The sequence below is a fragment of the Pseudomonas sp. SWRI77 genome (assembly GCF_014269105.1).
GTDB classification, from domain to species: domain Bacteria; phylum Pseudomonadota; class Gammaproteobacteria; order Pseudomonadales; family Pseudomonadaceae; genus Aquipseudomonas; species Aquipseudomonas capeferrum.
On record NZ_JABWRV010000001.1, the window covers coordinates 187,841 to 213,940 of the forward strand.

Sequence of the window (26,100 nt, forward strand, 5' to 3'; positions counted from 1 at the left end):
GTCCTGAACGGCTAACGATGTGGCAGCGTCCTGGATCTCGCCGTGCTGGCGGGGCGTTTCTTGTCCTTGAGCCAGATGATCTTGGCCGATGTCGGCTCCGCTTGCGGGTAACTGCCGGCACAGGCATTTTGGCGCTCCGGGAGGGTGTCCAGGTACGCCTTGATCACTTCGAACTCTGCGTGGCTAAGGCCACGCAACTCCAGCTCGGCTGGCATCTCGTCGCGCAATCTTACCGATGTCCTGGCAACTTCCAGCGCCAGGCCAAGGCGGTCGATCAGGCGTTCGTAAAGCTCCGGTTTGATTGCGGGTAGCTGCGTCTCTCCCATCCGTTCACCTCATTGAAGGTCAGAATATCTCCCCCCACATCTGAGCTTAGCGTCACTCTAAAAAGCAGCCGTTTGCCGCGACCAGCGGCCATTAGCAATCAAGGTTTCCCACGATGCGCGGCGCTGCTGTATGCTACGGCGTTCACTCTAAACGACACCGGAGTACCGGTTGCAGCGAGGTTCCGCTGCCTGGAACAAGGTCTCTTCTCTCTCAGCCAAAAGTAGCCATGCACGAACAATACACGCCCCGTGATATCGAAGCCGCCGCCCAGAACTTCTGGGACGAGCAACAATCGTTCGCTGTTACCGAACAGCCAGGCAAAGACACTTACTATTGCCTATCGATGTTCCCGTACCCGAGCGGCAAGCTACACATGGGCCACGTGCGCAACTACACCATCGGTGACGTGATTGCCCGCTACCAGCGCATGCTGGGCAAAAACGTCCTGCAGCCGATGGGCTGGGACGCCTTCGGCATGCCCGCGGAAAACGCGGCGATGAAAAACAACGTCGCCCCGGCCAAGTGGACCTACGAAAACATCGACTACATGAAGACCCAGCTCAAGAGCCTGGGCCTGGCCATCGACTGGGCACGTGAAGTCACCACCTGCAAGCCGGACTACTACCGCTGGGAACAGTGGCTGTTCACCCGCCTGTTCGAAAAGGGCGTCATCTACCGCAAGAACGGTACCGTCAACTGGGACCCGGCCGACCAGACCGTGCTCGCCAACGAGCAGGTCATCGACGGCCGCGGCTGGCGTTCGGGCGCGCTGATCGAAAAGCGCGAAATCCCGATGTACTACTTCCGCATCACCGACTATGCAGACGAGCTGCTGGAAAGCCTCGACGAGTTGCCGGGCTGGCCTGAACAGGTCAAGACCATGCAGCGCAACTGGATCGGCAAGTCGCGCGGCATGGAAGTGCAGTTCCCGTTCGACCAGGCCAGCATCGGCCACGAAGGCACCCTCAAGGTCTTCACCACCCGCCCCGACACACTGATGGGCGCCACCTACGTCGCAGTCGCCGCCGAACACCCGCTGGCCACCCAGGCCGCCCAGGGCAACCCGGCGCTGCAGGCGTTCATCGACGCGTGCAAGAGCGGTAGCGTCGCCGAGGCCGACATGGCCACCCAGGAGAAGAAGGGCATGCCCACTTCCCTGTTCGTCGACCACCCGCTGACCGGCGAGAAGCTGCCGGTGTGGGTCGCCAACTACGTATTGATGCATTACGGCGATGGCGCGGTGATGGCCGTGCCGGCCCACGACGAGCGCGACTTCGAGTTCGCCCACAAGTACAACCTGCCGGTCAAGGCCGTGGTGCGCACCAGCGCTGGCGATGACGTCGGCAACGAGTGGCTGGCCGCCTATGGCGAGCATGGCCAGCTGATCAACTCCGGCGAGTTCGACGGCCTGGACTTCGCCGGCGCCTTCGACGCCATCGAGGCCGCCCTGATCCGCAAGGACCTCGGCAAGTCGCGTACCCAGTTCCGCCTGCGCGACTGGGGCATCAGCCGTCAGCGCTACTGGGGCTGCCCGATCCCGATCATCCACTGCCCGTCCTGCGGCGACGTGCCGGTACCGGAAGACCAGCTGCCGGTCACCCTGCCGGAGAACGTGGTACCGGACGGCGCCGGCTCGCCACTGGCGCGCCTGCCAGAATTCTACGAATGCACCTGCCCGAAATGCGGCACTGCGGCCAAGCGCGAAACCGACACCATGGACACCTTCGTCGAGTCGTCCTGGTACTTCGCCCGCTACGCCTCGCCAAACTACGATCAGGGCCTGGTCGACCCGAAAGCGGCCAACCACTGGCTGCCGGTCGACCAGTACATCGGCGGCATCGAGCACGCGATCCTGCACCTGCTGTACGCGCGCTTCTTCCACAAGCTGATGCGTGACGAAGGCCTGGTCACGTCGAACGAGCCGTTCAAGAACCTGCTGACCCAAGGCATGGTGGTCGCCGAGACTTACTACCGCGTCGCCAGCAACGGTGGCAAGGACTGGTTCAACCCGGCCGACGTCGAAATCGAGCGTGACGCCAAGGCCAAGATCATTGGTGCGCGCCTGAAGACCGACGGCCTGCCGGTGGAAATCGGCGGCACCGAGAAGATGTCGAAGTCGAAGAACAACGGCGTCGACCCGCAATCAATGATCGAAGCCTACGGCGCCGACACTTGCCGCCTGTTCATGATGTTCGCCTCGCCACCTGACATGAGCCTGGAGTGGTCCGACTCCGGCGTCGAAGGTGCAAGCCGCTTCCTGCGCCGTGTCTGGCGCCTGGCCCAGGGCCACGTCAACCAGGGCCTGCCGGGCACGCTGGATGTCGCCGCGCTGGACGACGCGCAAAAAACCATCCGTCGCGCCATCCATGCCGCCATCAAGCAGGCCAGCACCGACGTGGGCCAGTACCACAAGTTCAACACCGCCATCGCCCAGGTGATGACCGTGATGAACGTGCTGGAAAAGGCCCCGCAAGCCACCGAACAGGACCGCGCCCTGCTGCAGGAAGGCCTGGAAGCCGTGACGCTGCTGCTGGCACCGATCACCCCGCACATCTCCCACGAGCTGTGGAAGGCGCTGGGCCACGACCAGGCGGTCATCGATGCTGGCTGGCCAGCGGTCGACGAGAGCGCGCTGGTGCAGGACAGCATCGTCCTGGTGGTACAGGTCAACGGCAAGCTGCGTGGCCAGGTCGAAATGCCGGCCGCCGCCAGCCGCGAGGAAATCGAAGCCGCCGCCCGCAGCAACGAGAATGTCCTGCGCTTCATCGATGGCCTGACCATCCGCAAGGTCATCGTGGTGCCGGGCAAGCTGGTCAACATCGTCGCCAATTGATGGCACGCCCGCCCGCAGCCACTGCGGGCGGGCGGTACAGGCCCAAGAGGGAGCAACAACATGATCAAACGCAATCTGCTGGTAATCGGCCTGGCCGTTTTGCTCAGCGCCTGCGGTTTCCAGCTGCGCGGCACTGGCTCTACCGAGCTGAGTGTCAAGGAGATGGACGTCAGTGCACGTAATGCCTATGGCGAAACCGTGACCGAACTGCGCCAGGTGCTGGAGCGCAGCGGCGTCAACGTGCACGCCGGCGCACCGTACCGCCTGGTCCTGACCAACGAGCAGGAAAACCAGCGCGCCGCAACCTACAGCGGTGGCAGCCGCTCGGCCGAGTACGAGCTGACCACGGTGCTGAACTACAGCATCCAGGGCCTGAACAACCTGGAACTGCTCAGCGACAAGCTGGAAGTGCGCAAGATCTACGTGCGTGACGCCTCCAACATCACCGGTTCCGAGCAGGAAGCCAATCGGGCACGTGAAGAAATGCGCCGCGACCTGGTCAACGCCATGGTTGTACGCCTGCAAATGCTGACCCCGGCCCAACTGGACGAGCTGCAGGTCAAAGCCGACGAACGCGCCAAGGCCGAAGCCGACGCGCTGGAAGCGGCCCGCAGCCAGCAGGCTGAAACGCCGCAGCAGTCGCCACTGGAAGTTCCGGGCAACTGAGCCCGCGCGGGGCACCCCGGTGCCCCGCCTGTTTCCAATGAAACTCGCCCCCGCCCAACTCAACAAGCACCTGCAAGGCGCCCTGGCACCGGTCTACGTGGTCAGTGGCGACGACCCGTTGCTGTGCCAGGAAGCCGCCGACGCCATCCGTGGCGCCGCACGCCAGCAGGGTTTCGACGAACGCCAGGTGTTCAGCGCCGACGCCAATTTCGACTGGGGCACACTGCTTCAGGCCGGTGCCAGCCTTTCCCTGTTCGCCCAGCGCCGCCTGCTGGAGCTGCGCCTGCCCTCTGGCAAACCCGGGGACAAGGGCGCCGCCGCGTTAATGGAGTACTGCGCCAACCCGGCCGAGGACACGCTGCTGCTGATCAGCCTGCCCAAGCTCGACGGCAGCGCGCAGAAGACCAAATGGGGCAAGGCCCTGATCGAAGGCGCCCACTGCCAGTTCATCCAGATCTGGCCGGTAGATGCCCACCAGCTACCCCAGTGGATCAACCAGCGGCTGTCACAGGCGGGCCTTTCGGCGCAGCGTGATGCGGTCGACCTGATTGCCGCACGCGTCGAAGGCAACTTGCTGGCCGCCGCCCAGGAAATCGAAAAGCTCAAGCTGCTGGCCGAGGGTAACCAGATCACCGTGGAGACCGTGCAGTCGGCAGTCGCCGACAGCGCCCGCTTCGATGTCTTCGGGCTGGTCGATGCCATTCTCAATGGCGAAGCCGCGCATGCCCTGCGCATGCTCGAAGGGCTGCGCGGTGAAGGCGTGGAGCCACCGGTGATTCTGTGGGCACTGGCCCGCGAGCTGCGGCAACTGGCCGGGCTGGCTCAGCAGTTCAGCCAGGGCGTACCGCTGGACAAAGCCTTCAGCCAAGCACGACCACCGGTGTGGGATAAACGCCGCCCGCTGGTCAGCAAAGCACTGCAGCGCCTTTCCGCGCAGCGTTGGGCCCAGCTGTTGCAGGATGCCCAACGTATCGATGCGCAGATCAAGGGGCAGGCCGAGGGGTCGCCTTGGACCGGGCTGGCGCGGCTTTCGTTGTTGATGGCGGGGCAGCGATTGGCGCTTCCTTCGCAATAGCCGGGCGCGCTGCGCACGCCTTTCGCGACGCAAGGCCGCTCCTACGAGCGTCGCGTACTGCCACCCATAAACACAATCAATTGGCCCGTAGTAGCCCTGGGGCCTACAGTGCGCCCCGAAAGCCACCCATCGGGAACCTGCACCATGAGCAAAAAGCCGAAAAAGCACGGCCCCAACAAGGCCAAGTCGATCGTCGCCCAGCCCTTGTTCCGCTGCCGACAGGAACAACCAGACAAGGGCAAAGGCAGCTACCGCCGCGAAGCCTTCCAATCGAGAGATTGGGAGGCTTCTTACTTTTTGGCCGCATGAAAGCATCGAAAGCGCAGGCATGGTATGGTCGGCACCTGACCTGAAATTCTGGATCTGTGCATGCTCTTCAGTCTTCTCCCCCGTTGGAAATCCCGCCAGCTGATCGCGGCCTCCAGCTTCATCCTGCTCGTCGCCTGCGCGGAAAAACCCACCGCCGCCGATGCCTTGCCGCTGGCCCCTGCCCAGCCCGCTCCAGTGGTGAACCTGCCCGGTGCAACGCCCGACGCCAGCACTGAGATCCAACCCCTGCAAACCTTCGCGCAATGGCAGGCTGGCTTCCGCCAACAAGCGCTGCAGGCCGGTATTTCGCCGAACACCTTCGACCGTGCATTCCTCGGTGTTACCCCCGACCTGGACGTGATCAAGGCCGACCGCAGCCAGCCTGAGTTCAGCCGGCCGGTGTGGGAGTACCTTGAAGGCGCCCTGTCGCCACTGCGTGTGCGCAACGGCAAGAAACTGCTGGAGCAGAATGCAGAGCTGCTGACCCGCCTCGAACAGCGCTATGGCGTGGATCGCCAGGTGCTGGTTTCGGTCTGGGGCATGGAAAGCAACTTCGGCCAGTTCCAGGGCAGCAAGTCGGTCATTCGCTCGCTGGCGACCCTGGCCTACGAAGGCCGCCGCCCGCAGTTCGCCCAGGACCAACTGATTGCCGCCCTGCAGATCCTGCAGAACGGTGACATCCAGCCGGAGGCCATGCGCGGTTCGTGGGCCGGTGCAATGGGCCAGACCCAGTTCATTCCGACTACCTACAACACCCATGCGGTGGATTTCGACGGCGATGGCCGCCGGGACATCTGGAACAGCACCCCGGACGCCCTGGCCTCGACCGCGCACTACCTGCAAAGCTCCGGCTGGAAGCGTGGCCAACCCTGGGGCTTTGAAGTGCAGGTGCCGGCAGGTTTCGACTTCTGGCTGGCCGATGGTTCGCTGCGCAAGCCGGTGAGCGAGTGGCTGCAACTGGGCGTGACACTGCCAGCCGGCACCCAACTGCCCGCCAACAGCAATCAGCTGTCCGCCGCCCTGCTGCTGCCTGCGGGCGCTCGCGGTCCGGCGTTCCTGGTACTGGACAACTTCCGCGCGATCCTCAAGTACAACAACTCATCGTCCTATGCCCTGGCAGTGAGCCTGTTGGGTGATCGGTTCTCAGGCTGGGGGTTCATTGCCGGCAGCTGGCCGAAAGAGGACCTGCCCCTGAGCCGCAGCGAACGCATGGAGCTGCAGCACCTGCTCAATGCCAGCGGGCATGACGCGGGCAATGCCGACGGCATCATTGGCGCCAATACCCGCAAGGCCATTCGCACCGCCCAGCAGGGGTTGGGTTGGCCGGCGGATGGGTATCCGACGCACAAGCTGCTTGAGCGCTTGCGTCAGCGTTGAGGCAGTTGGGGCTGCGGCGCAGCCCCATCAAGCCCTGAACAGATCCTGCTGCAACACCAGGCTCATCTTCTCGCTGTCCAGCACCACCTCGGCTCCCAACGGCAAGCACACATTCGGGTCACAGTGCCCACTGCGCCACCCGGCCAGCACCGGCACACCCAGCGGCCCGAAAATGTCCTGCAGCAACGGCGTCATAGCCGCCACGGTAATACCGGCGAAATCCCCCACCAGCACCCCCTTCACCCCCGCAAACTTGCCCGCCAGGCGTAACTGGGTCAGCAAACGGTCGACGCGAAACAGCGGCTCGTTGACGTCTTCGATGAACAAGATGCAGCCCTGGGTATCGATCTGGGCCACAGTGCCCAGGGTCGCACCCAGCATCGACAGGTTGCCGCCCAACAAACGCCCGCTGGCAACACCCGGCACCACGCAGCTCAGGGCAAAGTCTGCCGGATGAGCGATCGCATCCCCCGCCCCTACCTGCCCCATCAACTGGGCCACCAGCGACGACTCGGTCGGTTGCTGCTTGGCGCCTAGCAGGTCGGCATTGAGCATCGCCCCATGGAAGGTAATCAACCCGGTCTTGCGGTAGATGGCCGTGTGCAGCGCGGTGATGTCGCTGTAGCCGATCAGCGGCTTGGGATTACGGCGAATGAGCTCAAAATCGAGCCTATCGAGCAAACGCATGCTGCCGTAACCCCCGCGCATGCACACAATCGCATCGATGGCTGGATCGGCGAAGGCATCGTGAAGGTCCTGCAGCCTTTGCTGATCAGTACCTGCGAGGTAACCCTGGGCCTCTTCCACACCCGGGTAGATACGGCAACGGTAGCCACGCCCGGCAAACCATTGGCTGGCCTTTTGCGCATCCAGCCGTGCCGGACCGGCCGGGGCGACGATGGCAAAGCAGGCATTGCCTGGCAGTGCAACAGGCAGGCGTGACTCAGTGCGTTCAGTGCAGTACATCGTGCAACTCCTTGCAGGTATAGGGCCGCCCAAATCTAAATACGCAAGGCTTTCCAACACAGTAGGAAAAAAGCCTAAACAAAAATGCCGATGCCGCCTTTCGGCGCGCATCGGCATGTGTGGCTCAGACCAGGCTCAGAGCTTGATCTTGGCTTCGTGAGCCTGCTGGTCGGCATGGTACGAAGAACGCACCAGCGGGCCGGAGGCGACGTTCTTGAAGCCCATCTTGTAGCCTTCCTCGGCGAACCAGGCGAAGGTGTCGGGGTGCACGAAACGCTGCACCGGCAAGTGGCTGCGCGAGGGCTGCAGGTACTGGCCGAGGGTCAGCATGTCGATCTCATGCTCGCGCATGCGCTGCATCACTTCGATGACTTCTTCGTCGGTCTCGCCCAGGCCGAGCATCAGGCCCGATTTGGTCGGCACGTGCGGCACCATCTGCTTGAACTTCTGCAGCAGGTCCAGCGACCAGTCGTAGTCCGAACCGGGACGCGCTGCCTTGTAAAGGCGCGGTACGGTTTCCAGGTTGTGGTTGAACACATCCGGCGGCTCTTGCGCGGTGATCTGCAGGGCGACATCCATACGGCCACGGTAGTCCGGGACCAACGTTTCCAGCTGCACGCCCGGCGACAAGGCGCGGATCTCGCGAATGCAGTCGGCGAAGTGTTGGGCACCACCGTCACGCAGGTCGTCGCGGTCCACCGAGGTGATCACCACGTACTTCAGGCGCAGGTCGGCGATGGCGACCGCGAGGTTTTTCGGCTCATCGACGTCCAGTGCCTTCGGTCGGCCGTGGCCAACGTCGCAGAATGGGCAACGACGGGTGCAGATGTCACCCATGATCATGAAGGTCGCGGTACCGCCAGAGAAGCACTCGCCCAGGTTCGGGCAGGAGGCCTCTTCGCAGACGCTGTGCAGCTTGTGCTTGCGCAGCAGTTGCTTGATGCGGTCTACCTCGGGCGAAACCGGGATGCGCACACGGATCCAGTCAGGCTTCTTCGGCAGCTCATCGGTGGGGATGATCTTCACCGGGATGCGCGCCACCTTGTCGGCGCCACGCAGTTTGACCCCAGCTTCCACCTTCTTCGGCGCAGTGCGCGGGGTGGCATCCAGGGTAGGTATCAGGTTCGGCACGGCTTCTTGCACAGTTGTCATATTCAGTCGATTCCGCCCGTGAGGGTCGTCTGCTCAGCGTAGTCGAGGTGCTTGACCAGCTGTCCGCGCAGCCTTGTCCTGACCTCGTTGAGTTCGATCGGGCCTGCCTGATCGCGTAGCTGGGTCATGGCCAGCCCCGCATAGCCGCAGGGGTTGATTCGGCGGAATGGCGCAAGGTCCATGTCCACGTTCAGGGCAAGGCCGTGGAAAGAACGGCCATTGCGGATTCGCAGGCCGAGGGAGGCGATCTTCGCTCCATCGACATAGACACCCGGGGCGTCGGGCTTGGCCGCGGCCTGGACATCGTAACTGGCAAGCAGGTCGATCAGCGCCTGCTCGATGCGGCTGACCAGCTCACGTACACCAAACCCCAGCCGCCGTACATCCAGCAGCAGGTAAGCCACCAACTGCCCGGGGCCGTGATAGGTCACCTGGCCACCGCGGTCGGTCTGTACCACCGGGATATCGCCCGGGATCAGCAGGTGCTCGGCCTTGCCAGCCTGGCCCTGGGTAAAGACCGAAGGGTGTTCGACCAGCCAGATTTCGTCCTGGCTGTCGGGCCCACGCTGCTCGGTAAAGCGACGCATGGCTTCCAGCACCGGTTCATAGGGCTGCAGGCCGAGATCGCGAAAACCGAGACAGGCGGACATCAGAGCACCATTTTCACGATGCCGGTAGCACGCAGGGCGCTATTGATATCGTGCAACTGATCCTCGCTGGTGGCAACGATGTGCAGTTGCACCGTGGTGTACTTGCCTTCCTTGCTCTGGCGCTCGGCCAAGGTCTGCATGTCGACCTCAGCATATTTCTTCAAGATCTCGATGACCGTGTCCTTGAAATTGACCACGGTGTCACCGATCACCTTGATCGGGTAATCGGCGCAGGGGAATTCGATCTTGTGCGACTTGACGTCAGGTTCGCTCATGGCGGAAACGGCCTCGTAAGCCGTGGCAACAACAACGCTCCCGCATGAACAGCGGGAGCGTGGCAGGTCACGTTATCAGTTGAACAACCCGTAGAAGAATAGACGGATGCTATCCCACATACGGCGGAAGAAACCACCTTCCTCGACGCCATCGAGGGCGATCAGGTCGGCGCTGTGAACCACGTTCTCGTCCAGTTTGACTTCCACTTTGCCGATCACGTCACCTTTGGCGATCGGCGCGGTGAGCTGCGGGTTCATGGTCATCGAAGCTTGCAAGCGCTTCAATTGGCCTTTAGGCATAGTCATGGTCAGGTCGTTGGCCAGGCCCGCCTTGACTTGGCTGGTGGCGCCCTTCCAGACCGGGGCCTGGGTCAGCTCGGTGCCCTTCTGGTAGAAGGTCTGGGTTTCGAAGAAGCGGAAGCCGTAGGTCAGCAGCTTCTGGGTTTCGGCGGCACGGGACTGCTCGCTGTTGGTGCCGAACACCACGGCGATCAGGCGCTGGCCGTCACGTACGGCCGAAGCCACCATGCAGTAACCGGCTTCGTCGGTGTGGCCGGTCTTCAGGCCATCGACGGTCTTGTCGCGCCACAGCAGCAGGTTGCGGTTGGGCTGCTTGATGTTGTTCCAGAAGAACTCTTTCTGCGAGTAGATCGCATAGTGGGCCGGGTCGACGTCGATGATCGCACGCGCCAGCAGGGCCATGTCATGCGCCGAGGAGTAGTGCTCCGTGTTCGGCAGGCCGGTCGGGTTCATGAAGTGGCTGTTGGACATGCCGAGGTCGGCGGCTGTCTTGTTCATCATGTCGGCGAAGGCGTCTTCGCTGCCGGCGATGTGCTCGGCCAGGGCGACCGAAGCATCGTTACCCGACTGGATGATGATGCCGTGCAGCAGGTCGCTGACCGTGACCTGGCTGCCGACCTTGATGAACATGCGCGAACCGCCGGTACGCCAGGCGTTTTCGCTAACGGTAACCGGATCGTTTTCACCGATCTGGCCACGGCGAATGTCCAGGGTGGCGATGTAGGCGGTCATCAGCTTGGTCAGGCTGGCCGGTGGCAGGCGTTCGTCACCGTTGTTCTCGACCAGCACGTTGCCGCTGGACGCGTCCATGAGTACGTAGGACTTGGCTGCCAGTTGCGGTGGTGCCGGCATCATTTGCTCTGCCGCGAAAGCAGCAGGCGTGATCATCAGCAGTACGGGCAGGCAAAGTCGTTTGGCAAGGTTGGTGATGTTCATCCGTCTCTCGAAAATCGCTAATGGTCTGAGATGTTCCCTGGGCCACGTCGTGTACCCAGCGCCAGTCAGTCTAGTTTTAAGGCCTTGGGCCGTGCCCACGAAGTGCGGCTTTATGTCGCTGCGGGCAAAAACGGCCATTGTACATGCGCGCGCCCGGCAATTCATGACAAAACCGACAGTTTGGTGTAGCCCGCTTCGCGGGTAAACCGCTTGGGTTTACCCGCGAAGAAGCCGACTCGGTCAGTCAGCTGTGACCAGCTTGGCCTGCCCCAAGTTCGCCAGGCGAATGCTGTCTTGCGCCTGCTGGATCTCACCTTGGCTGCCGATCGGCCCCAGACGCACGCGGTGCAGCGTCTGCTGGTTACGCACGATGGAGCTGATGAACACCGGTGCGCTGACCATGGTGCTCAGCTTAGAACGCAGCAACTCGGCGGCGTCCGGGTTGGCGAAGGCGCCCACCTGCAGGAAGCTGCCGCCGTTGCCCGCCGGCACATTGTTGCCGCCGACTTGCACGGGCACGACAGGCGCCGCGTGCTGCTGCGGTGGCGGGGTCCACTGCTCGACGCGGCCGGTGCTGGCCGGGATCGACTGGGTCTGCGCGACCTGAGGCTCCTTCAGCACCAACGGTGGCTGTTGGCCACGCTGGGCCCACCATTGTTGCGGGTCGATGCCTTCGACGCGCACATGCGCGGTGCCGATTTCGGCGTAGCCGAGCTTTTTCGCCGCTGCGTACGACAAGTCGATGATGCGGTCGGAATAGAACGGGCCACGGTCGTTGACCCGCAGGACCACGCTGCGGCCGTTGGCCAGGTTGGTCACCCGCACATAGGCCGGCAGCGGCAAGGTCTTGTGCGCGGCGCTCATGCCGTACAGGTCATAGAGCTCGCCGTTGGCGGTGTTCTGCCCGTGGAACTTGGTGCCATACCACGACGCGGTACCCTCGGCGCGGTAGTTGCGCGATTCCTGCATCGGGTAGTAGGTCTTGCCCAGCACCGTGTACGGGTTGGCCTTGTAGTTGCCGGTGTGCACCGTCGGCGTGGCGTCGGGGATCTTGTTCACATCCACGTCCCACCACGGCGCACCGTCCTTGTGGGCACGGTTGATGTCCAGCCCGGGCTGCGTGCGCACGGTGTTACCGCTGCTTTGCGGGGTCGGGCGGCTGGAAGAACAGCTGGCCAGGGCCACGCCGACGGCGAGGCAGGTCAGCAGCTTGAAAGCGTTGGTAGAGATCATTGCGCGCATTACTTGACGCCCCGTGCTTGGACCAGCTGTTCCGAAAGCTGATGCACCGCCATGGCATACATCACGCTGCGGTTGTAGCGAGTGATCGCGTAGAAGTTCTTCAGGCCCATCCAGTACTCGGGGCCGTTTTCGCCCTCCAGGCGGAAGGCGGTAACCGGCAGATCATCGCGCAGCGCATCATGACTTGACCAGCCCAGCGCCCGCAACTCCCCGACCGTCTTCACCGGCTCGATACCGGTGGTCAGGCCTTCGTCGGCACGCTCGCCCTGCACCATGGCACGACTGACCACGCCCTCGCCGGCCACCCAGCCATGGCGCTTGAAGTAGCTGGCGACACTGCCGATGGCATCGTCCGGGTTGTTCCAGATATTGATGTGACCATCGCCGTCGAAGTCCACGGCATAGTTGCGGAAACTGCTCGGCATGAACTGCGGCAGGCCCATGGCACCGGCGTAGGAACCCTTGAGCGTGAGCGGGTCAAGCTGCTCTTCGCGGGCCAGCAGCAGGAACTCGCGCAACTCCTTGCGGAAGAATTCGGCCCGCGGCGGGTAGTCGAAGCCCAGCGTCGACAGGGCGTCGATCACCCGGTAATTGCCGGTATTGCGGCCAAAGAAGGTCTCTACGCCGATGATCGAGACGATGACTTGCGCCGGCACCCCGTATTCCTGCTCGGCACGGGCCAGCACCGCTTCGTGCTGGCGCCAGAAGTCCACACCACGGGCGATGCGCGCGTCGGTGATGAACATCGGCCGGTAGTCCTTCCACGGTTTGACCCGTTCGGCCGGCCGCGAGATGGCATCGAGGATCGACTGCTTACGCTGCACTTCGCGGAACACGCCGGTCAACTGCTCACTGGCAAAGCCATAGTCACGGGCCATTTCGCCAACGAACTCGGCCACCTGGGGCGAGCCATCGTAGTCGCCCGCATGGGCCAGCTGGACAGCGCCGAACAGGCCCACCGCACCGATCCACGGCGTACAACGGGCAGCCCAGTTACGCACTGCTTGCATTAAATTCTTCACCTTATTCAAACCTGTGCGATCCATTTGCGGTGCGTATGGATCGACATCAGAACGCCAAACGCTGACAGCAGCGTCACCAACGAAGTTCCGCCATAGCTGATGAAGGGCAGCGGCACGCCCACCACGGGCAGAAGGCCGCTGACCATACCGATATTGACGAACACGTATACAAAGAAAGTCATCGTCAGGCTGCCCGCCAGCAGCTTGCCGAACAGGGTCTGCGCCTGGGCCGTGATCATCAGCCCGCGGCCGATCAGCAGCAGGTAGACGATCAGCAGCAGGCAGATGCCGACCAGGCCGAACTCCTCACCCAGCACCGCAATGATGAAGTCGGTGTGGCTCTCGGGCAAAAAGTCCAAGTGCGACTGGGTGCCCAGCAGCCAGCCCTTGCCAAAGACGCCGCCCGAGCCGATCGCGGCCTTGGACTGGATGATGTTCCAGCCGGTGCCCAGCGGGTCGCTTTCCGGGTCGAGGAAGGTCAGCACGCGCTGCTTCTGGTAGTCGTGCATGACGAAGAACCACATGGCCACCGCCACTGGCACCGCGGCGGCCACCACGCTGACGATCCAGCGCCAGCGCAGCCCCCCCATGAACAGCACGAAGGCACCGGAGGCGAGAATCAGCAGCGCCGTGCCCAGGTCAGGCTGGCGGACGATCAGAATGAACGGCACGCCGATCAGCACCAGGCTGATCGCCACATGCTTGAGGTGCGGCGGCAAGGTGCGCTTGGACAGGTACCAGGCGATGGTCGCCGGCATGATGATCTTCATGAACTCCGAGGGCTGGAAGCGGATCACCCCCGGGATGTTGATCCAGCGCGTCGCGCCCATTGCGTTGTGGCCCATGACGTCCACGACCACCAGCAACAGCACCCCCGTCAGGTACGCCAACGGCACCCAGCGCGCCATGAAACGCGGCTCCAGCTGGGCGATGACGAACATCGACACCAGGCCGATGCCGAACGAGGTGGCCTGCTTGAGCAGCAGGTCCCAGTTCTTGCCACTGGCCGAATAGAGCACGAACAGGCTGCCGGCCGCGAGGGCCAGCAAAATGACCAGTAACGGTCCGTCGATATGAATGCGCTGCAGAAAACTGGCGCGCCGACGCATCACATCCTCGCTGGAGAGCATGCGATCGAAATTGTTCATCACAGGGCCGATTCCTGAGTAACGGTGGCGGGAGCGAACTCGGTCTTGAGCCGGCCGTGCTCGTCGAGCAACCAGGCGTCCATGATCTGACGCACCACCGGTGCGGCGACGCCAGAGCCTGACTCACCGTTCTCGACCATCACCGAAATCACGATCTTCGGGTCATCGGCCGGTGCAAAGGCGACGAACAGGGCGTGGTCGCGGTGGCGTTCCTGAAGTTTGTTGCGGTCGTATTTTTCGCCTTGCTTGATCGCCACCACCTGGGCGGTACCGCTCTTGCCGGCGATACGGTACTGGGCGCCGACCGCAGCCTTGCGCGCGGTACCCCGTGCGCCATGCATCACCTGCTCCATGCCATGGGTAACCTTGGCCCAGTCGGACTTGTCCCGCAGGATGATGTTTTCCATGGGGTTGTCGTCCACCGGTGGCTGGCCTTCGATGGTCTTGGCCAGGTGCGGGCGGTTCCACACGCCTTTGTTGGCGATCAACGCGGTGGCCTGGGCAAGCTGCAGCGGCGTGGCCTGCATGTAGCCCTGGCCGATACCGAGAATCAGGGTTTCGCCGGGGAACCAGGCCTGGCGGCGGGTGGCGCGTTTCCATTCACGCGACGGCATGAGCCCGGAGGACTCTTCGAACATGTCGAGGGACACTTTCTGGCCAATGCCGAACTTGTTCATGTAGGTGGACAGGCGGTCGATGCCCATCTTGTGGGCAAGGTCGTAGAAGTAGGTGTCGTTGGAGCGCATGATCGCGGTATCCAGGTCGACCCAGCCATCGCCAGAACGGTTCCAGTTACGGTACTTGTGATCGTAGTTGGGCAGTTGGTAATAGCCTGGGTCGAACACCCGACTGCCGGCATTGACAACGCCACTGTCCAGGCCGGCGATGGCCACCGCCGGCTTGATGGTCGAGCCGGGCGGGTACAGCCCGCGCAACACGCGGTTGAACAGCGGCCGGTCGATCGAATCACGCAGTTCGGCATAGGCCTTGAAGCTGATGCCGGTGACAAACAGGTTGGGGTCGAAGCTCGGCTGGCTGACCATTGCCAGCACCTCACCCGTGCGCGGTTCGAGCGCAACTACTGCGCCGCGCCGGCCACCCAGGGCCGCCTCGGCGGCTTCCTGCAGCTTGATGTCCAGGCTCAGGACGATGTCCTTGCCCGGCTTCGGGTCGGTACGCTTGAGCACCCGGAGTACCCGGCCGCGGGCATTGGTCTCGACCTCTTCGTAACCGACCTGGCCGTGCAGGGCATCTTCGTAGAAGCGCTCGATACCGGTCTTGCCGATATGGTGCGTGCCGCTGTAATTCACCGGGTCCAGGGTTTTCAGCTCTTTCTCGTTGATGCGCCCGACATACCCCACCGAGTGCGCGAAGTGCGCACCCTGCGGATAGTGCCGCACCAACTGCGCGACCACTTCCACGCCCGGCAGGCGGAACTGGTTCACTGCCACACGGGCAATCTGCTCTTCGTTGAGCTCGAACAGGATGGGCACCGGCTCGAACGGCCGGCGGCCTTGGCGCATGCGTTTTTCGAAGAGGGCGCGGTCGTCCGCTGTCAGCTCCAGCACTTCGACGATGTTGTCCAGCACCACCTGCCAGTCCCCTGCGCGTTCACGGGTCATGGACAGGCTGAAGCTGGGCCGGTTATCGGCGATGATCACCCCGTTACGGTCGAAGATCAGCCCGCGGGTCGGCGGGATCGGCTGCACATGCACCCGGTTGTTCTCCGACAGCGTCGAGTGGTAGTCGTACTGGATGATCTGCAGGTAATACAGCCGCGCGATCAAGACGCAGATAAGCAGCATGATCGCCACCGCGCCGACCACGACGCGGTTACGCACCAGGCGGGCGTCTTTCTCGTGGTCCTTGAGACGGATCGGCTGCGACATCGGACTGCTTACAGGCTCATTTGTGGTAAGGGTGCCCGGACAACACGGTCCAGGCGCGGTAGATCTGCTCGCCGATGAGTATCCTTACCAACGGGTGCGGCAACGTCAGCGGCGACAGCGACCAGCGTTGCTCGGCGCGCGCGCAGACCTCAGGCGCCAGCCCTTCGGGGCCGCCAACCATCAAATTCACCGTGCGCGCATCCAGGCGCCAGCGGTCCAGCTCGGTCGCCAGTTGCTCGGTGCTCCAAGGCTTGCCATGGACCTCCAGGGTAACGATGCGTTCCCCAGGCTGCACCTTGCTCAGCATGGCCTCGCCCTCCTGACGGATCAGGCGAGCGACGTCGGCATTCTTGCCACGGGTATTCAGCGGGATTTCCACCAGCTCGAGCGACAGCTCCGGGGGCAGGCGCTTGGCATATTCATGCCAACCGTCCTCGACCCACTTGGGCATGCGCGAGCCGACCGCGATCAGGCGCAGACGCACGACGTTTCCTTATTCCCGGTCTTTGAGCTTGTCGGAGTACTCGTGGGCGTGCTCCGGGTTGTGGTGCTTGCCATCGGCAGCACGGCTCAGCTCAGCACCCTTCCACAGGCGCTCCAGGTCGTAGAACTGGCGGGCAGCGGCAGTCATCATGTGCACAATGACATCGTTCAGGTCGAGCAGCACCCAGTCGCTGTCGCCCTTGCCTTCTTCGCCCAGCGGCTGAACGCCCTTACTCTTGACCGCTTCGCGGACCTTTTCCAGCATCGCACTGATCTGGCGGTTGGAGGTACCGGTGGCAATGATCATGTAATCGGTCAGGCTGTGTTTTTCGCTGACGTCGATGACCTGGATGTCCTGGGCCTTGACGTCTTCCAGCGCGGTAATGGTCAGCTGGACCAGTGCTTCGCCGTGAATTTTCTGCTTGTTCATATAAAACTCGTTCAACTTGTTGGATGAGGTGCCGGAGCACCGTCAGTTAGGCACACGATACAGTTCGTGCGCCTCGATGTAGGCCAGTACGGCGTCCGGCACCAGGAACCTCACCGACTTGCCGCTGGCCAGCAGCTGTCGGATCTGTGTAGCCGACACCGCAAGCGGGGTCTGCCAGACGAACGAAATATTTCCCGCCGGGCCGGACATGGCGGTGGGATCGCTCTCGGAGCGCGCAGCCAGCAGGTTGCGCAGCTCGTCAGGGGGTTCTACGTCGGCATCCGGGCGTTGCAGCACCAGGATGTGACAGTGTTGCAGCAGTTCTTCCCAGCGGTGCCAGCCTGGCAAGCCACAAAAGGCATCCCAGCCCAGCACCAGGAACAACTGGTCGTGCATGCCCAGTTCGGCGCGGATCGACTCCAGTGTGTCGATGGTGTACGACGGCTTGTCGCGCGCGAGCTCGCGGGCGTCGACACTCAGGCGCTCGACACCCTGCACGGCACTTTGCACCATCGCCAGGCGATCCTGCGCGGCCACTTGCGGCGTGTCGCGGTGCGGCGGCCGGGCGTTGGGCAGCAGGCGCAACTCGTCCAACGCCATGAGCTCGGCCACTTCCAGCGCGCTGCGCAAGTGGCCGATGTGCGCGGGGTCGAAGGTGCCGCCTAGAATGCCGATGCGCCGGACTGCCTGGGCCTTGCTCAACTCAGCAGGACTCCTGGCCGCGCAGCTGGCCGTCGCCGATCACCACGTACTTCTCGCAGGTCAGCCCTTCCAGGCCGACCGGGCCGCGGGCATGCAGCTTGTCGGTGGAAATACCGATCTCCGCACCCAGGCCGTACTCGAAACCGTCGGCAAAGCAGGTCGGGGTATTGAGCATCACCGACGCCGAGTCGACCTCGGCCATGAACTGGCGGGCCTGGCCCTGGTGCTCGGTGATGATCGAATCGGTGTGGTGCGAACCATAGTGGTTGATGTGCTCGATGGCCTGGTCCAGGTCATCGACCACACGAATCGACAGGATCGCATCCAGGTACTCGGTGTGCCAGTCGTCTTCGCCGGCCGGCTTGGCGTCGATGAACGCACGCGTGCGCTCGCAGCCACGCAGTTCGACACCCTTTTCCTGGAAACGGCGGGCCATTTCCGGCAGGAACCGTTCGGCTACGCGCTGGTCGACCAGCAGGGTTTCCATGGCGCCACAGATGCCGTAGCGGTAGGTCTTGGCGTTGAAGGCGACGCGCCAGGCCTTGTCCAGGTCGGCGTGCTCGCTGACGTAGACATGGCAGATGCCGTCCAGGTGCTTGATCACCGGCACCCGCGCATCGCGGCTGATACGCTCGATCAGGCCACGGCCGCCGCGCGGCACGATGACATCGACGAACTCGGGCATGCTGATCAGCGCGCCCACGGCTTCGCGGTCGGTGGTCTCGACCACCTGCACCACTGCCGCCGGCAGGCCGGCCTCGGCCAGGCCACGCTGAATGCAGGTGGCGATGGCACGGTTGGAGTGGATTGCTTCGGAGCCGCCACGCAGGATGGTCGCGTTGCCGGATTTAAGGCACAGGCTGGCAGCGTCGATGGTCACGTTCGGGCGTGATTCGTAGATGATCCCGATCACCCCCAGCGGAGCGCGCATCTTGCCGACCTGAATACCCGATGGGCGGTAGCTCATGTCGCGGATGGCACCGACCGGGTCCGGCAGGCTGGCCACCTGGCGCAGGCCGGTGATCATGCCGTCGATACGCGCCGGGGTCAGCGCCAGGCGGTCGAGCAGCGCTGGCTCCAGGCCATTGCCGCGGCCGGCGGCCAGGTCCAGCTCGTTGGCGGCGGTCAGCTCGGCGCGTGCGGCGTCCAAAGCGTCGGCGGCCGCTTGCAAGGCGCGGTTCTTCTGCGCGGTGCTGGCGCGGCCGATCACCCGGGAAGCCTGGCGAGCAGCGCGACCCAAACGGGTCATGTAGTCAAGAACGGACTCAGTCATGGGTTCGGTGTCTTGGCGAAGGGGAAATCGGCTGATTATAACTGGCGCGCAGGTATACGCCCAGCGGCGGCTGGCGGATGGTAGAAAATGGCAGTTCACGACTTGGGTTTTTCGGTGCCTGTGAGGTCGAGCGCCACCCCTCCCAAGGCAAACATCACCCTGGCGCGAAACATATAGATACCAATGAATCAGGGCACTGGTTCAGCCTCGATTAAGCCATTCATTGCTATTATCCCCGCCTTTCCACCGACGAACTGCCAGCATGCCAGCCCTGCCCGACAGCTTTTTCGACCGTGACGCCCAAATTCTGGCGAAGGCCCTGCTGGGCAAGGTCATCCGCCATCGCCAAGGCGACCTGTGGCTGGCGGCACGCATCATCGAGACCGAGGCGTACTACCTTACCGACAAAGGCAGCCATGCTTCGCTCGGCTACACCGAAAAACGCAAGGCGCTGTTCCTCGACGGCGGGCACATCTATATGTACTACGCCCGCGGTGGCGACTCACTGAACTTCAGCGCCCAAGGCCCGGGCAACGCCGTGCTGATCAAATCCGCCTACCCTTGGCAGGATGCGACCTCAGGCGCCAACAGCCTGGCACAGATGCAGTTGAACAACCCCGATGCCAGCGGCAACCTGCGCCCGGCCGAGCGCCTTTGCGCCGGCCAGACCCTGCTGTGCCGCGCACTGGGCTTGAAAGTGCCGCACTGGGACGCCCAACGGTTCGACCCCGAGCGGTTCTACGTCGACGATTGCGGCATCGCCGTACCGCGAGTGATCCAGGCCGCCCGCCTGGGCATCCCACACGGGCGCGACGAACACCTGCCGTACCGCTTCGTCGACGCCGAATACGCCCGCGTCTGTACGCGGAACCCGTTGCGTCGTGGCCAAGTCGAAGGCCAAGACTTCTTCATACTCGAACAAGGAAGCTGACACATGGGCCAATGGCTCGACAGCCTGACCGGCTGGCTAAGCGCCAACCCACAGTGGCTTGGCCTGGCGATTTTCCTGGTGGCCTGCATCGAATGCCTGGCCATTGCCGGCATCATCGTGCCTGGCACGGTGCTGCTGTTCGCGGTCGCCGTGCTGGCCGGCAGCGGTACCTTCAGCCTGGGCGAAACCCTGCTGCTGGGTTTTCTCGGCGGTTTGCTGGGCGATGCGCTGTCATACACCGTGGGCAAGTATTTCCATCAGAACATCCGGCGTCTGCCGCTGCTGCGCCATCACCCGGAATGGATCGGCAGCGCCGAGGCCTACTTCCAGCGCTATGGCATCGCCAGCCTGCTGGTGGGGCGCTTCATCGGGCCGCTGCGGCCCATGCTGCCAATGGTCGCCGGCATGTTCGACATGCCGCTGCCGCGCTTCATCGCCGTCAGCCTGGTGGCCGGCGCCGGTTGGTCGGTCGCCTACCTGCTGCCAGGCTGGGCCACCGGCGCGGCCATGCGTCTACCGCTACCGGAAGGCTTCTGGCTGGATGCCGGCATCATCGCCGGCACCCTGGCAGTCATCATCGGCCTCAGCCTGACCACCAGCATTCGTGACCAGCGCCATGGAACACGACTGATCGCCGGCATGAGCTTCGCAGCCCTGGCCGGGGTATTCCTCGGCTGGCCGTACCTGCACGAATTCGACCAGGGCGTGATGACACTGGTGCAGGAGCACCGCAGCCAGGCCGTCGACGGCGTTGTGGTGCTGGTGACCCGGCTAGGCGATTTTCGCACCCAGTTCTTTCTCGGCGGGCTGCTGACCGGCCTGCTGCTGCTCGCCCGGCAATGGCGCCACGCCCTGTTTGCCGGCGGCGCCTTGATGGGGACGGCGCTAGCCAACGGCACGCTGAAATGGCTGTTCGCCCGCGCGCGCCCCGAGGTGCTGACCGACCCGCTGACGAGCTACAGCATGCCCAGCGGCCACAGCTCGGCGTCGTTCGCGTTCTTTCTGGTGATGGCGGTGCTCGCCGGGCGCGGCCAACCGCCGCGGATGCGCCTGACCTGGGTGATGCTGGGGTGCATCCCCGCCCTGGCGATTGCCTTGTCGCGGGTATACCTGGGGGCGCACTGGCCGACCGACATTCTGGCCGGCGCCCTGCTGGCGTGCTGCGTCTGTGCGTTGAGCCTGACCCTGTCGCAGTACCGCCAACCGCTTACCGCCCTGCCGCTGCGGGTGTGGTGGCTGGTGCTGCCGGCGTGCATTGCGTTGCTGGCGTTCTTTGCCATGCATGCATTGCCGCAGGCGCTGCTGCGCTATCAGTACTGAGGCCCGCTAAAGCACCGCAGCATCAGGCAAACAACTCGCCCTGGATGCGCTCCAACAGCCGCTGGATCTCTTCCAGGCGCAACTGCGGCGAATCGATCGCCAGCAGATCGAGCTTGTCCTCTTCCATGAACGGCAGCAGGTACGCCAACTGATTGGCCAACGCCTGCCGCCCGTCCACCGGTCGCGGCATGTCCAGCGCCTCGACCATCGGGTGTTCGCCCAAGGCAACCAGCAACGCCAGCAGGTCTTCGTCCGGCTCGCCCACCGGGCTGTCCGCCAACTCCGGCAGCCATTGCACCTGGCCCACCAGCAACTGGTCCTTCTGCACCTCGGTCTGCTCCAGGCTGAAACGCCGCACCCCTTCGACGCGGATCCCCAGCAGGCCGTTATCCTGCTGCACGAAGTCGCGGATCATCGCTTCGCAGCCGATCGAAGCCACCACCGGCGGCGCCTTGCCGACCTGCTCGCCTTCAAGGATGCACACCACACCAAAGCCCGCCCCCTGCTTCATGCAGCGGCTGATCATGTCCAGGTAACGCGCCTCGAAAATCTGCAAATCGAGAAAACAGCCGGGAAACAGCACGGTATTGAGGGGAAACAGCGGTAGCGTCATCACAACTCCTCAAGCCACCAGGCTGACCGCCAGCGGCAGGAACACCGCCGTGGCCACCCCCATCAGGCTCATCGCCAGCGCGGCAAAAGCGCCGCATTCGTCACTTTCCTGCAAGGCTACCGAAGTGCCCACCGCGTGCGCGGTAACGCCCAGCGACATGCCACGCGCTTCGGGGCTGTGCACACCCAGCCGGGTCAGCAGCGCTGGGCCGAAGATTGCGCCAATCACACCGGTGATCAACACGAACACCGCAGCCAGTGCGGCCACGCCGCCGATCTGCTCAGCCACCAGCATGGCGATCGGCGAAGTCACCGATTTTGGCGCCATGGTCATCAGGATCATGTGCTCGGCACCGAACCACCAGCCCAGCAGCAGGCAGCAGACGGTGGCGAACAGGCCCCCGACTACCAGCGTAGTAAATGTCGGCCAGAACAGTTGGCGGATCCGCCGTAGGTTGAGATAGAGCGGCACAGCCAGAGCCACGGTGGCAGGCCCCAGTAGCGTGTTCATGATCTCGGTGCTTTTGCGGTACTCGCTGTAGTCGATGCCACACACGAGCAGCACCCCGATCACCAGCAGCATCGAAACCAGCACCGGCTGCAGGAAGATCCAGCGGGTCTTCTCGTACGCCGCGAGCACCACCTGGTAAGCCCCGAGGGTAATGCCGATACCAAACAAGGGGTGGTGGATGACTGCGTCGAGCGCGCCTTGCCAGTCGAGCATCATGGCTGCTCCTCGCGCTTGCCCTGGCGATGGATGAGCTTTTGCATCAGCACGCCGACGAATACCAAGGTCAGCAGGCACGAAATGAACAGCGCACCGGCAATCGCCCAAAAGTCGGCAGCAATATCCTTGGCATACACCATCACCCCCACCGCCGGAGGCACCAGCAACAGAGGCAGGTAACGCAGCAGGCTGCCGGCAGCCTCGTTGAGCGGCTTGCCCACCTCACCCCGGGCCATCAGAAAGGCCAGCAGCAACAGCAAGCCGATGATCGGCCCCGGTAAAAACGGCACAAACAGGTGATTGATCGCCGTACCCAACAGCTGGAACAACACCAGCCAGGTCAAACCACGCAACAGCATAAGCATCTCCCTCGGGCATGGCGGCCATTATAAGCACGCCGCAGCTATAAGCCGATATTCGCCGAAAAACGCATAACTTGACTGAAACGGTTCGCCGTGCTGACCTTGCACTTTCGTACCAAATGACAACCTGGAGAGTCGCGATGCCTTATGTACCGGTTACAGAGCTTTCGCAGTACGTTGGCAAGGAACTCGGACGTTCCGAATGGCTGACGATCGACCAGCAGCGCATCAACCTGTTTGCCGAGGCCACAGGCGATTTCCAGTTCATTCATGTCGACCCGGAAAAGGCGGCGAAAACACCCTTTGGCGGCACCATTGCCCATGGTTTTCTGACGTTGTCGCTGATCCCGACATTGATGGAGGACATCCTGGTCCTGCCGCAAGGGCTGAAGATGGTGGTGAACTATGGGTTGGACAGCGTACGGTTCATCCAGCCGGTCAAGGTCAACAGCAAGGTGCGGCTGAAGGTGGACCTGGCTGAAGTGGTGGAGAAGAAGCCGGGGCAATGGTTGCTCAAGGCGATTGCAACGTTGGAAATCGAGGATCAAGACAAGCCTGCCTATATAGCTGAGTCGCTTTCGCTCTGCTTCGTCTAGGTACCACGATAAACTGTGGGAGCAACTGCCTGGTGCTTGCTCGGCCATCGCCGGGGCCGCTCTGCGGCCCTTTCGCGACACAAGGCCGCTCCTACAGGGTCCGCGCCTGGTCTTCTCTACAAACCCTGCGCACTCGCGTAAACTGCCAGCCTTCGCGCAGCCTCGGGCTGCCCCTGTCGATTTACCAAAGGTGCCCGCCATGCCCTGGCTGCAAGTACGCCTGGCCATCAGCCCGGAACAAGCCGAAACCTACGAAGACGCGCTGCTTGAAGTCGGCGCCGTCTCGGTCACGTTCGTGGACGCAGAAGACCAACCGATCTTCGAACCCGACCTCAACACCACGCCCCTGTGGTCGCACACCCATTTGCTGGCCCTGTTCGAGGCCGATGCCGAACCCGAGCAGGTGTTCGCCCACGTCCGCCTGCTGACCGGCGCCGAGCTGCCCGAGCATCAGGCCGAAGTGATCGAAGACCAGGACTGGGAGCGCAGCTGGATGGACAACTTCCAGCCGATGCGCTTCGGCCGCCGCCTGTGGATCGTGCCAAGCTGGCACGAAGCCCCGGAGAAGGACGCAGTCAACCTGCTGCTCGACCCGGGCCTGGCGTTTGGCACCGGCACGCACCCGACCACCGCCCTGTGCCTGGAATGGCTCGACGGCCAGCAACTCGAAGGCACCCACGTGCTGGACTTCGGCTGCGGGTCGGGGATTCTGGCCATCGCGGCGCTGCTGCTGGGCGCCCGCGAAGCGGTCGGCACCGACATCGACGTGCAGGCGCTGGAAGCCTCGCGCGACAACGCCGGGCGCAACGGCATCGCTGACGCACAGTTCCCCCTGTACCTGCCCGAGCACATGCCGGCCATGCAAGCCGACGTACTGGTCGCCAACATCCTGGCCGGCCCGCTGGTCTCGCTGGCGCCACAGTTGTCTGGCCTGGTTCGCCCTGGCGGCCTGCTGGCACTGTCGGGCATCCTTGCCGAACAAGGCGAGGAAGTGGCCGCTGCCTACGCCGCCGACTTCGAGCTGGACCCGATCGCCGTACGCGATGGTTGGGTGCGCATCAGTGGTCGCCGCCGTTAAGCGGGCCTAGAATAACCTCTGTACAACCCCGGATCGCCGCATGACCGACAGTTTCGTCACCCAGTGCCCGCATTGCCAGACCAGCTTTCGCGTCACCCATCACCAGTTGAGTGTGGCGCGCGGGGTGGTGCGTTGCGGCCATTGCCTGCAGGTGTTCAACGCCGCAAAGCAACTGCTGGAGCAGAACCGTACCGATGCCGCCAGCACCCCCGTGGTGCCGCCAGCACCGGCCGCGCCTGCCGAACCGGTCGCCGCGCCTGCGGTTACGCCCGATCCGCCCATCAGCGAGCGCCCAGCGGCCATCGAGGAAGACTGGGCGCTCACCGCCCAGGCCCTGGATGAACTGGACCTGGACCAGGAGCTTGCCCGCCTTGAACGTCGCGGCGACCCTGCCGCCGCTCGCCCGGTCAAGCCGGACAACGGCTTGCAGGCCCGCCGTGACGAGCATCAGCCGGACACGCATGCCGACGCCCTGTTCGGCAACGCCACCGACGACCGCTTCGAGCCGCAGCAGGCGCCCGCGCCTGCACCGGTGCTGCTGGAACAGGAACCTCTGGACCTGGAGCCGGCCCCGGGCGATCGCACCGAGCCGACCCTGGGCGGCCATCTGGACCTGGACATCGACGATGAGCCGCCTGTACGCCGGGACATCGAGGCCGACGAGCACCATGCGTTCGTCAGCGAGCACTTCGCCGCCAGCGATGATGCCGCCCCGGAAAAGGGCCTGAGCGCCCGCGACGACGACGAACTGGACCTGCACCTGTCGGCCCATCACGACGACCCTGACGCGCCGCTGCCCGGCGAACGCCTGGAGCCAGGCCTGTCCAGCAGACCCGAGCGTGCACCGCGCAAGGAGCCGCTGGTCGACGTGGTCGACGACCCGCTGCAACTGGGCTGGGAAAAACCCCAGCCGAACTGGGGCAAGCGCCTGCTGTGGGGCTGCCTGACGCTGCTGGCCGCCGGCCTGCTGGCGTTCCAGTACGTCTGGTTCCACTTCGACGAAATGGCCCGCCAAGACCAGTACCGGCCGATCTTCCAGCAGTTGTGCCCGGTATTGGGCTGCAAGGTGCCGACCCGCGTCGACATCGCCCGCATCAAGAGCAGCAACCTGGTGGTGCGCAGCCATCCGGACTTCAAGGGTGCGCTGATCGTCGATGCGATCATCTACAACCGCGCGCCCTTCGCCCAGCCGTTCCCGCTGCTGGAGCTGCGTTTCGCCGACCTCAATGGCCAATTGATCGCCAGCCGGCGCTTCAAGCCGAGCGAGTACCTCTCCGGCGAACTGGCCGGGCGTGGCGAAATGCCCAGCCAGACCCCGATCCACATCGCCCTGGACATCCTCGACCCGGGCCCCAAGGCCGTGAACTACAGCCTCAGCTTCCGCTCGCCGGAATAAGCGACAAGCGGCTAGCCGCAAGC

Annotated in this window: 27 protein-coding genes; 10 read left to right on the plus strand and 17 right to left on the minus strand. The window is 63.7% G+C overall.

Annotation, left to right across the window (positions count from 1 at the left end; all coding sequences use genetic code 11):
• Nucleotides 1–11 precede the first annotated feature (11 nt).
• Complete coding sequence (locus HU766_RS00850) at nt 12–326, minus strand: hypothetical protein (RefSeq protein ID WP_047582388.1); 315 nt, start codon at nt 324–326, stop codon at nt 12–14.
• A gap of 227 nt (nt 327–553) precedes the next feature.
• Between HU766_RS00850 and leuS the strand changes: the two genes are divergently transcribed.
• From leuS to HU766_RS00875, 5 genes are all read left to right on the plus strand, one after another.
• On the plus strand, nt 554–3,160 hold the full coding sequence (gene leuS / locus HU766_RS00855) for a leucine--tRNA ligase (RefSeq protein ID WP_033701708.1): 2,607 nt from the start codon (nt 554–556) through the stop codon (nt 3,158–3,160).
• A gap of 60 nt (nt 3,161–3,220) precedes the next feature.
• Nucleotides 3,221–3,826: an LPS assembly lipoprotein LptE gene (gene lptE / locus HU766_RS00860; protein WP_033701709.1), complete on the plus strand. Its 606-nt coding sequence runs from the start codon at nt 3,221–3,223 to the stop codon at nt 3,824–3,826.
• A gap of 37 nt (nt 3,827–3,863) precedes the next feature.
• A complete protein-coding gene (holA, locus tag HU766_RS00865) occupies nt 3,864–4,901 on the plus strand; it encodes a DNA polymerase III subunit delta (RefSeq protein ID WP_033701710.1) in 1,038 nt (345 codons plus the stop codon).
• Nucleotides 4,902–5,045: 144 nt separating this feature from the next.
• Nucleotides 5,046–5,210 (plus strand): alternative ribosome rescue factor ArfA, encoded by a 165-nt coding sequence (gene arfA / locus HU766_RS00870; RefSeq protein ID WP_016501800.1) that lies wholly within the window; start codon nt 5,046–5,048, stop codon nt 5,208–5,210.
• A 60-nt stretch (nt 5,211–5,270) separates the two neighbouring features.
• The gene (locus tag HU766_RS00875; protein ID WP_186652664.1) at nt 5,271–6,587 is read left to right on the plus strand and encodes a lytic murein transglycosylase; all 1,317 of its coding nucleotides are present in this window, start codon (nt 5,271–5,273) and stop codon (nt 6,585–6,587) included.
• A 27-nt stretch (nt 6,588–6,614) separates the two neighbouring features.
• On the opposite strand, the gene HU766_RS00880 is transcribed toward HU766_RS00875, so the two are convergent.
• The 13 genes from HU766_RS00880 to HU766_RS00940 form a co-directional block, all read right to left on the minus strand.
• Complete coding sequence (locus HU766_RS00880; protein WP_186652666.1) at nt 6,615–7,553, minus strand: LD-carboxypeptidase; 939 nt, start codon at nt 7,551–7,553, stop codon at nt 6,615–6,617.
• Nucleotides 7,554–7,688: 135 nt separating this feature from the next.
• Entirely contained in the window at nt 7,689–8,705 is a 1,017-nt protein-coding gene (gene lipA / locus HU766_RS00885) for a lipoyl synthase (RefSeq protein WP_033701714.1), read from the minus strand.
• A gap of 2 nt (nt 8,706–8,707) precedes the next feature.
• Nucleotides 8,708–9,355 (minus strand): lipoyl(octanoyl) transferase LipB, encoded by a 648-nt coding sequence (gene lipB / locus HU766_RS00890; protein WP_033701715.1) that lies wholly within the window; start codon nt 9,353–9,355, stop codon nt 8,708–8,710.
• Nucleotides 9,355–9,630 (minus strand): DUF493 domain-containing protein, encoded by a 276-nt coding sequence (locus HU766_RS00895; protein ID WP_033701716.1) that lies wholly within the window; start codon nt 9,628–9,630, stop codon nt 9,355–9,357. The genes lipB and HU766_RS00895 overlap by 1 nt, the downstream gene beginning before the upstream one ends.
• A 75-nt stretch (nt 9,631–9,705) precedes the next feature.
• A complete protein-coding gene (locus HU766_RS00900; RefSeq protein ID WP_033701717.1) occupies nt 9,706–10,866 on the minus strand; it encodes a D-alanyl-D-alanine carboxypeptidase family protein in 1,161 nt (386 codons plus the stop codon).
• 240 nt (nt 10,867–11,106) lie between these two features.
• Complete coding sequence (locus HU766_RS00905; protein ID WP_186652668.1) at nt 11,107–12,108, minus strand: septal ring lytic transglycosylase RlpA family protein; 1,002 nt, start codon at nt 12,106–12,108, stop codon at nt 11,107–11,109.
• Nucleotides 12,108–13,118, minus strand: a complete 1,011-nt coding sequence (mltB, locus tag HU766_RS00910) for a lytic murein transglycosylase B (protein WP_033701719.1) — start codon at nt 13,116–13,118, stop codon at nt 12,108–12,110. The genes HU766_RS00905 and mltB overlap by 1 nt, the downstream gene beginning before the upstream one ends.
• 17 nt (nt 13,119–13,135) lie before the next feature.
• The gene (gene rodA, locus HU766_RS00915; RefSeq protein WP_050506153.1) at nt 13,136–14,239 is read right to left on the minus strand and encodes a rod shape-determining protein RodA; all 1,104 of its coding nucleotides are present in this window, start codon (nt 14,237–14,239) and stop codon (nt 13,136–13,138) included.
• Nucleotides 14,240–14,277: 38 nt separating this feature from the next.
• Nucleotides 14,278–16,167, minus strand: a complete 1,890-nt coding sequence (gene mrdA / locus HU766_RS00920) for a penicillin-binding protein 2 (protein ID WP_186652670.1) — start codon at nt 16,165–16,167, stop codon at nt 14,278–14,280.
• Nucleotides 16,168–16,183: 16 nt separating this feature from the next.
• Nucleotides 16,184–16,651, minus strand: a complete 468-nt coding sequence (gene rlmH / locus HU766_RS00925; protein WP_023382530.1) for a 23S rRNA (pseudouridine(1915)-N(3))-methyltransferase RlmH — start codon at nt 16,649–16,651, stop codon at nt 16,184–16,186.
• Nucleotides 16,652–16,660: 9 nt separating this feature from the next.
• Entirely contained in the window at nt 16,661–17,080 is a 420-nt protein-coding gene (gene rsfS, locus HU766_RS00930) for a ribosome silencing factor (RefSeq protein ID WP_186652677.1), read from the minus strand.
• Between the two features lie 42 nt (nt 17,081–17,122).
• Nucleotides 17,123–17,782 (minus strand): nicotinate-nucleotide adenylyltransferase, encoded by a 660-nt coding sequence (nadD, locus tag HU766_RS00935; protein ID WP_186652679.1) that lies wholly within the window; start codon nt 17,780–17,782, stop codon nt 17,123–17,125.
• 1 nt (nt 17,783) lies between these two features.
• A complete protein-coding gene (locus HU766_RS00940; protein ID WP_186652682.1) occupies nt 17,784–19,055 on the minus strand; it encodes a glutamate-5-semialdehyde dehydrogenase in 1,272 nt (423 codons plus the stop codon).
• Between the two features lie 262 nt (nt 19,056–19,317).
• On the opposite strand from HU766_RS00940, the gene HU766_RS00945 reads away from it, so the two are divergent.
• Nucleotides 19,318–19,986, plus strand: a complete 669-nt coding sequence (locus tag HU766_RS00945; protein WP_186652684.1) for a DNA-3-methyladenine glycosylase — start codon at nt 19,318–19,320, stop codon at nt 19,984–19,986.
• 3 nt (nt 19,987–19,989) lie between these two features.
• Nucleotides 19,990–21,306, plus strand: a complete 1,317-nt coding sequence (locus HU766_RS00950; RefSeq protein ID WP_095063862.1) for a bifunctional DedA family/phosphatase PAP2 family protein — start codon at nt 19,990–19,992, stop codon at nt 21,304–21,306.
• Between the two features lie 22 nt (nt 21,307–21,328).
• On the opposite strand, the gene HU766_RS00955 is transcribed toward HU766_RS00950, so the two are convergent.
• Genes HU766_RS00955 through HU766_RS00965 form a run of 3 tightly spaced genes read right to left on the minus strand, consistent with a single transcriptional unit; the run spans nt 21,329 to nt 23,004 of the window.
• Complete coding sequence (locus HU766_RS00955; protein ID WP_033701727.1) at nt 21,329–21,919, minus strand: LON peptidase substrate-binding domain-containing protein; 591 nt, start codon at nt 21,917–21,919, stop codon at nt 21,329–21,331.
• Nucleotides 21,920–21,928: 9 nt separating this feature from the next.
• The gene (locus HU766_RS00960; protein ID WP_186652685.1) at nt 21,929–22,645 is read right to left on the minus strand and encodes an LrgB family protein; all 717 of its coding nucleotides are present in this window, start codon (nt 22,643–22,645) and stop codon (nt 21,929–21,931) included.
• Entirely contained in the window at nt 22,642–23,004 is a 363-nt protein-coding gene (locus tag HU766_RS00965) for a CidA/LrgA family protein (protein WP_033701729.1), read from the minus strand. Before HU766_RS00965 ends, HU766_RS00960 begins: the two co-directional genes overlap by 4 nt.
• A gap of 143 nt (nt 23,005–23,147) precedes the next feature.
• Here HU766_RS00965 and HU766_RS00970 point away from each other — a divergent pair, with 143 nt between their 5' ends.
• The 3 genes from HU766_RS00970 to HU766_RS00980 all read left to right on the plus strand — a co-directional run bounded on the left by HU766_RS00970 (nt 23,148) and on the right by HU766_RS00980 (nt 26,077).
• Nucleotides 23,148–23,603: a MaoC family dehydratase gene (locus HU766_RS00970; RefSeq protein ID WP_186652687.1), complete on the plus strand. Its 456-nt coding sequence runs from the start codon at nt 23,148–23,150 to the stop codon at nt 23,601–23,603.
• A 199-nt stretch (nt 23,604–23,802) separates the two neighbouring features.
• Nucleotides 23,803–24,681 (plus strand): 50S ribosomal protein L11 methyltransferase, encoded by an 879-nt coding sequence (prmA, locus tag HU766_RS00975; RefSeq protein WP_033701732.1) that lies wholly within the window; start codon nt 23,803–23,805, stop codon nt 24,679–24,681.
• A gap of 40 nt (nt 24,682–24,721) precedes the next feature.
• A complete protein-coding gene (locus HU766_RS00980) occupies nt 24,722–26,077 on the plus strand; it encodes a DUF3426 domain-containing protein (protein WP_186652690.1) in 1,356 nt (451 codons plus the stop codon).
• The last annotated feature ends 23 nt before the right edge of the window (nt 26,078–26,100 follow it).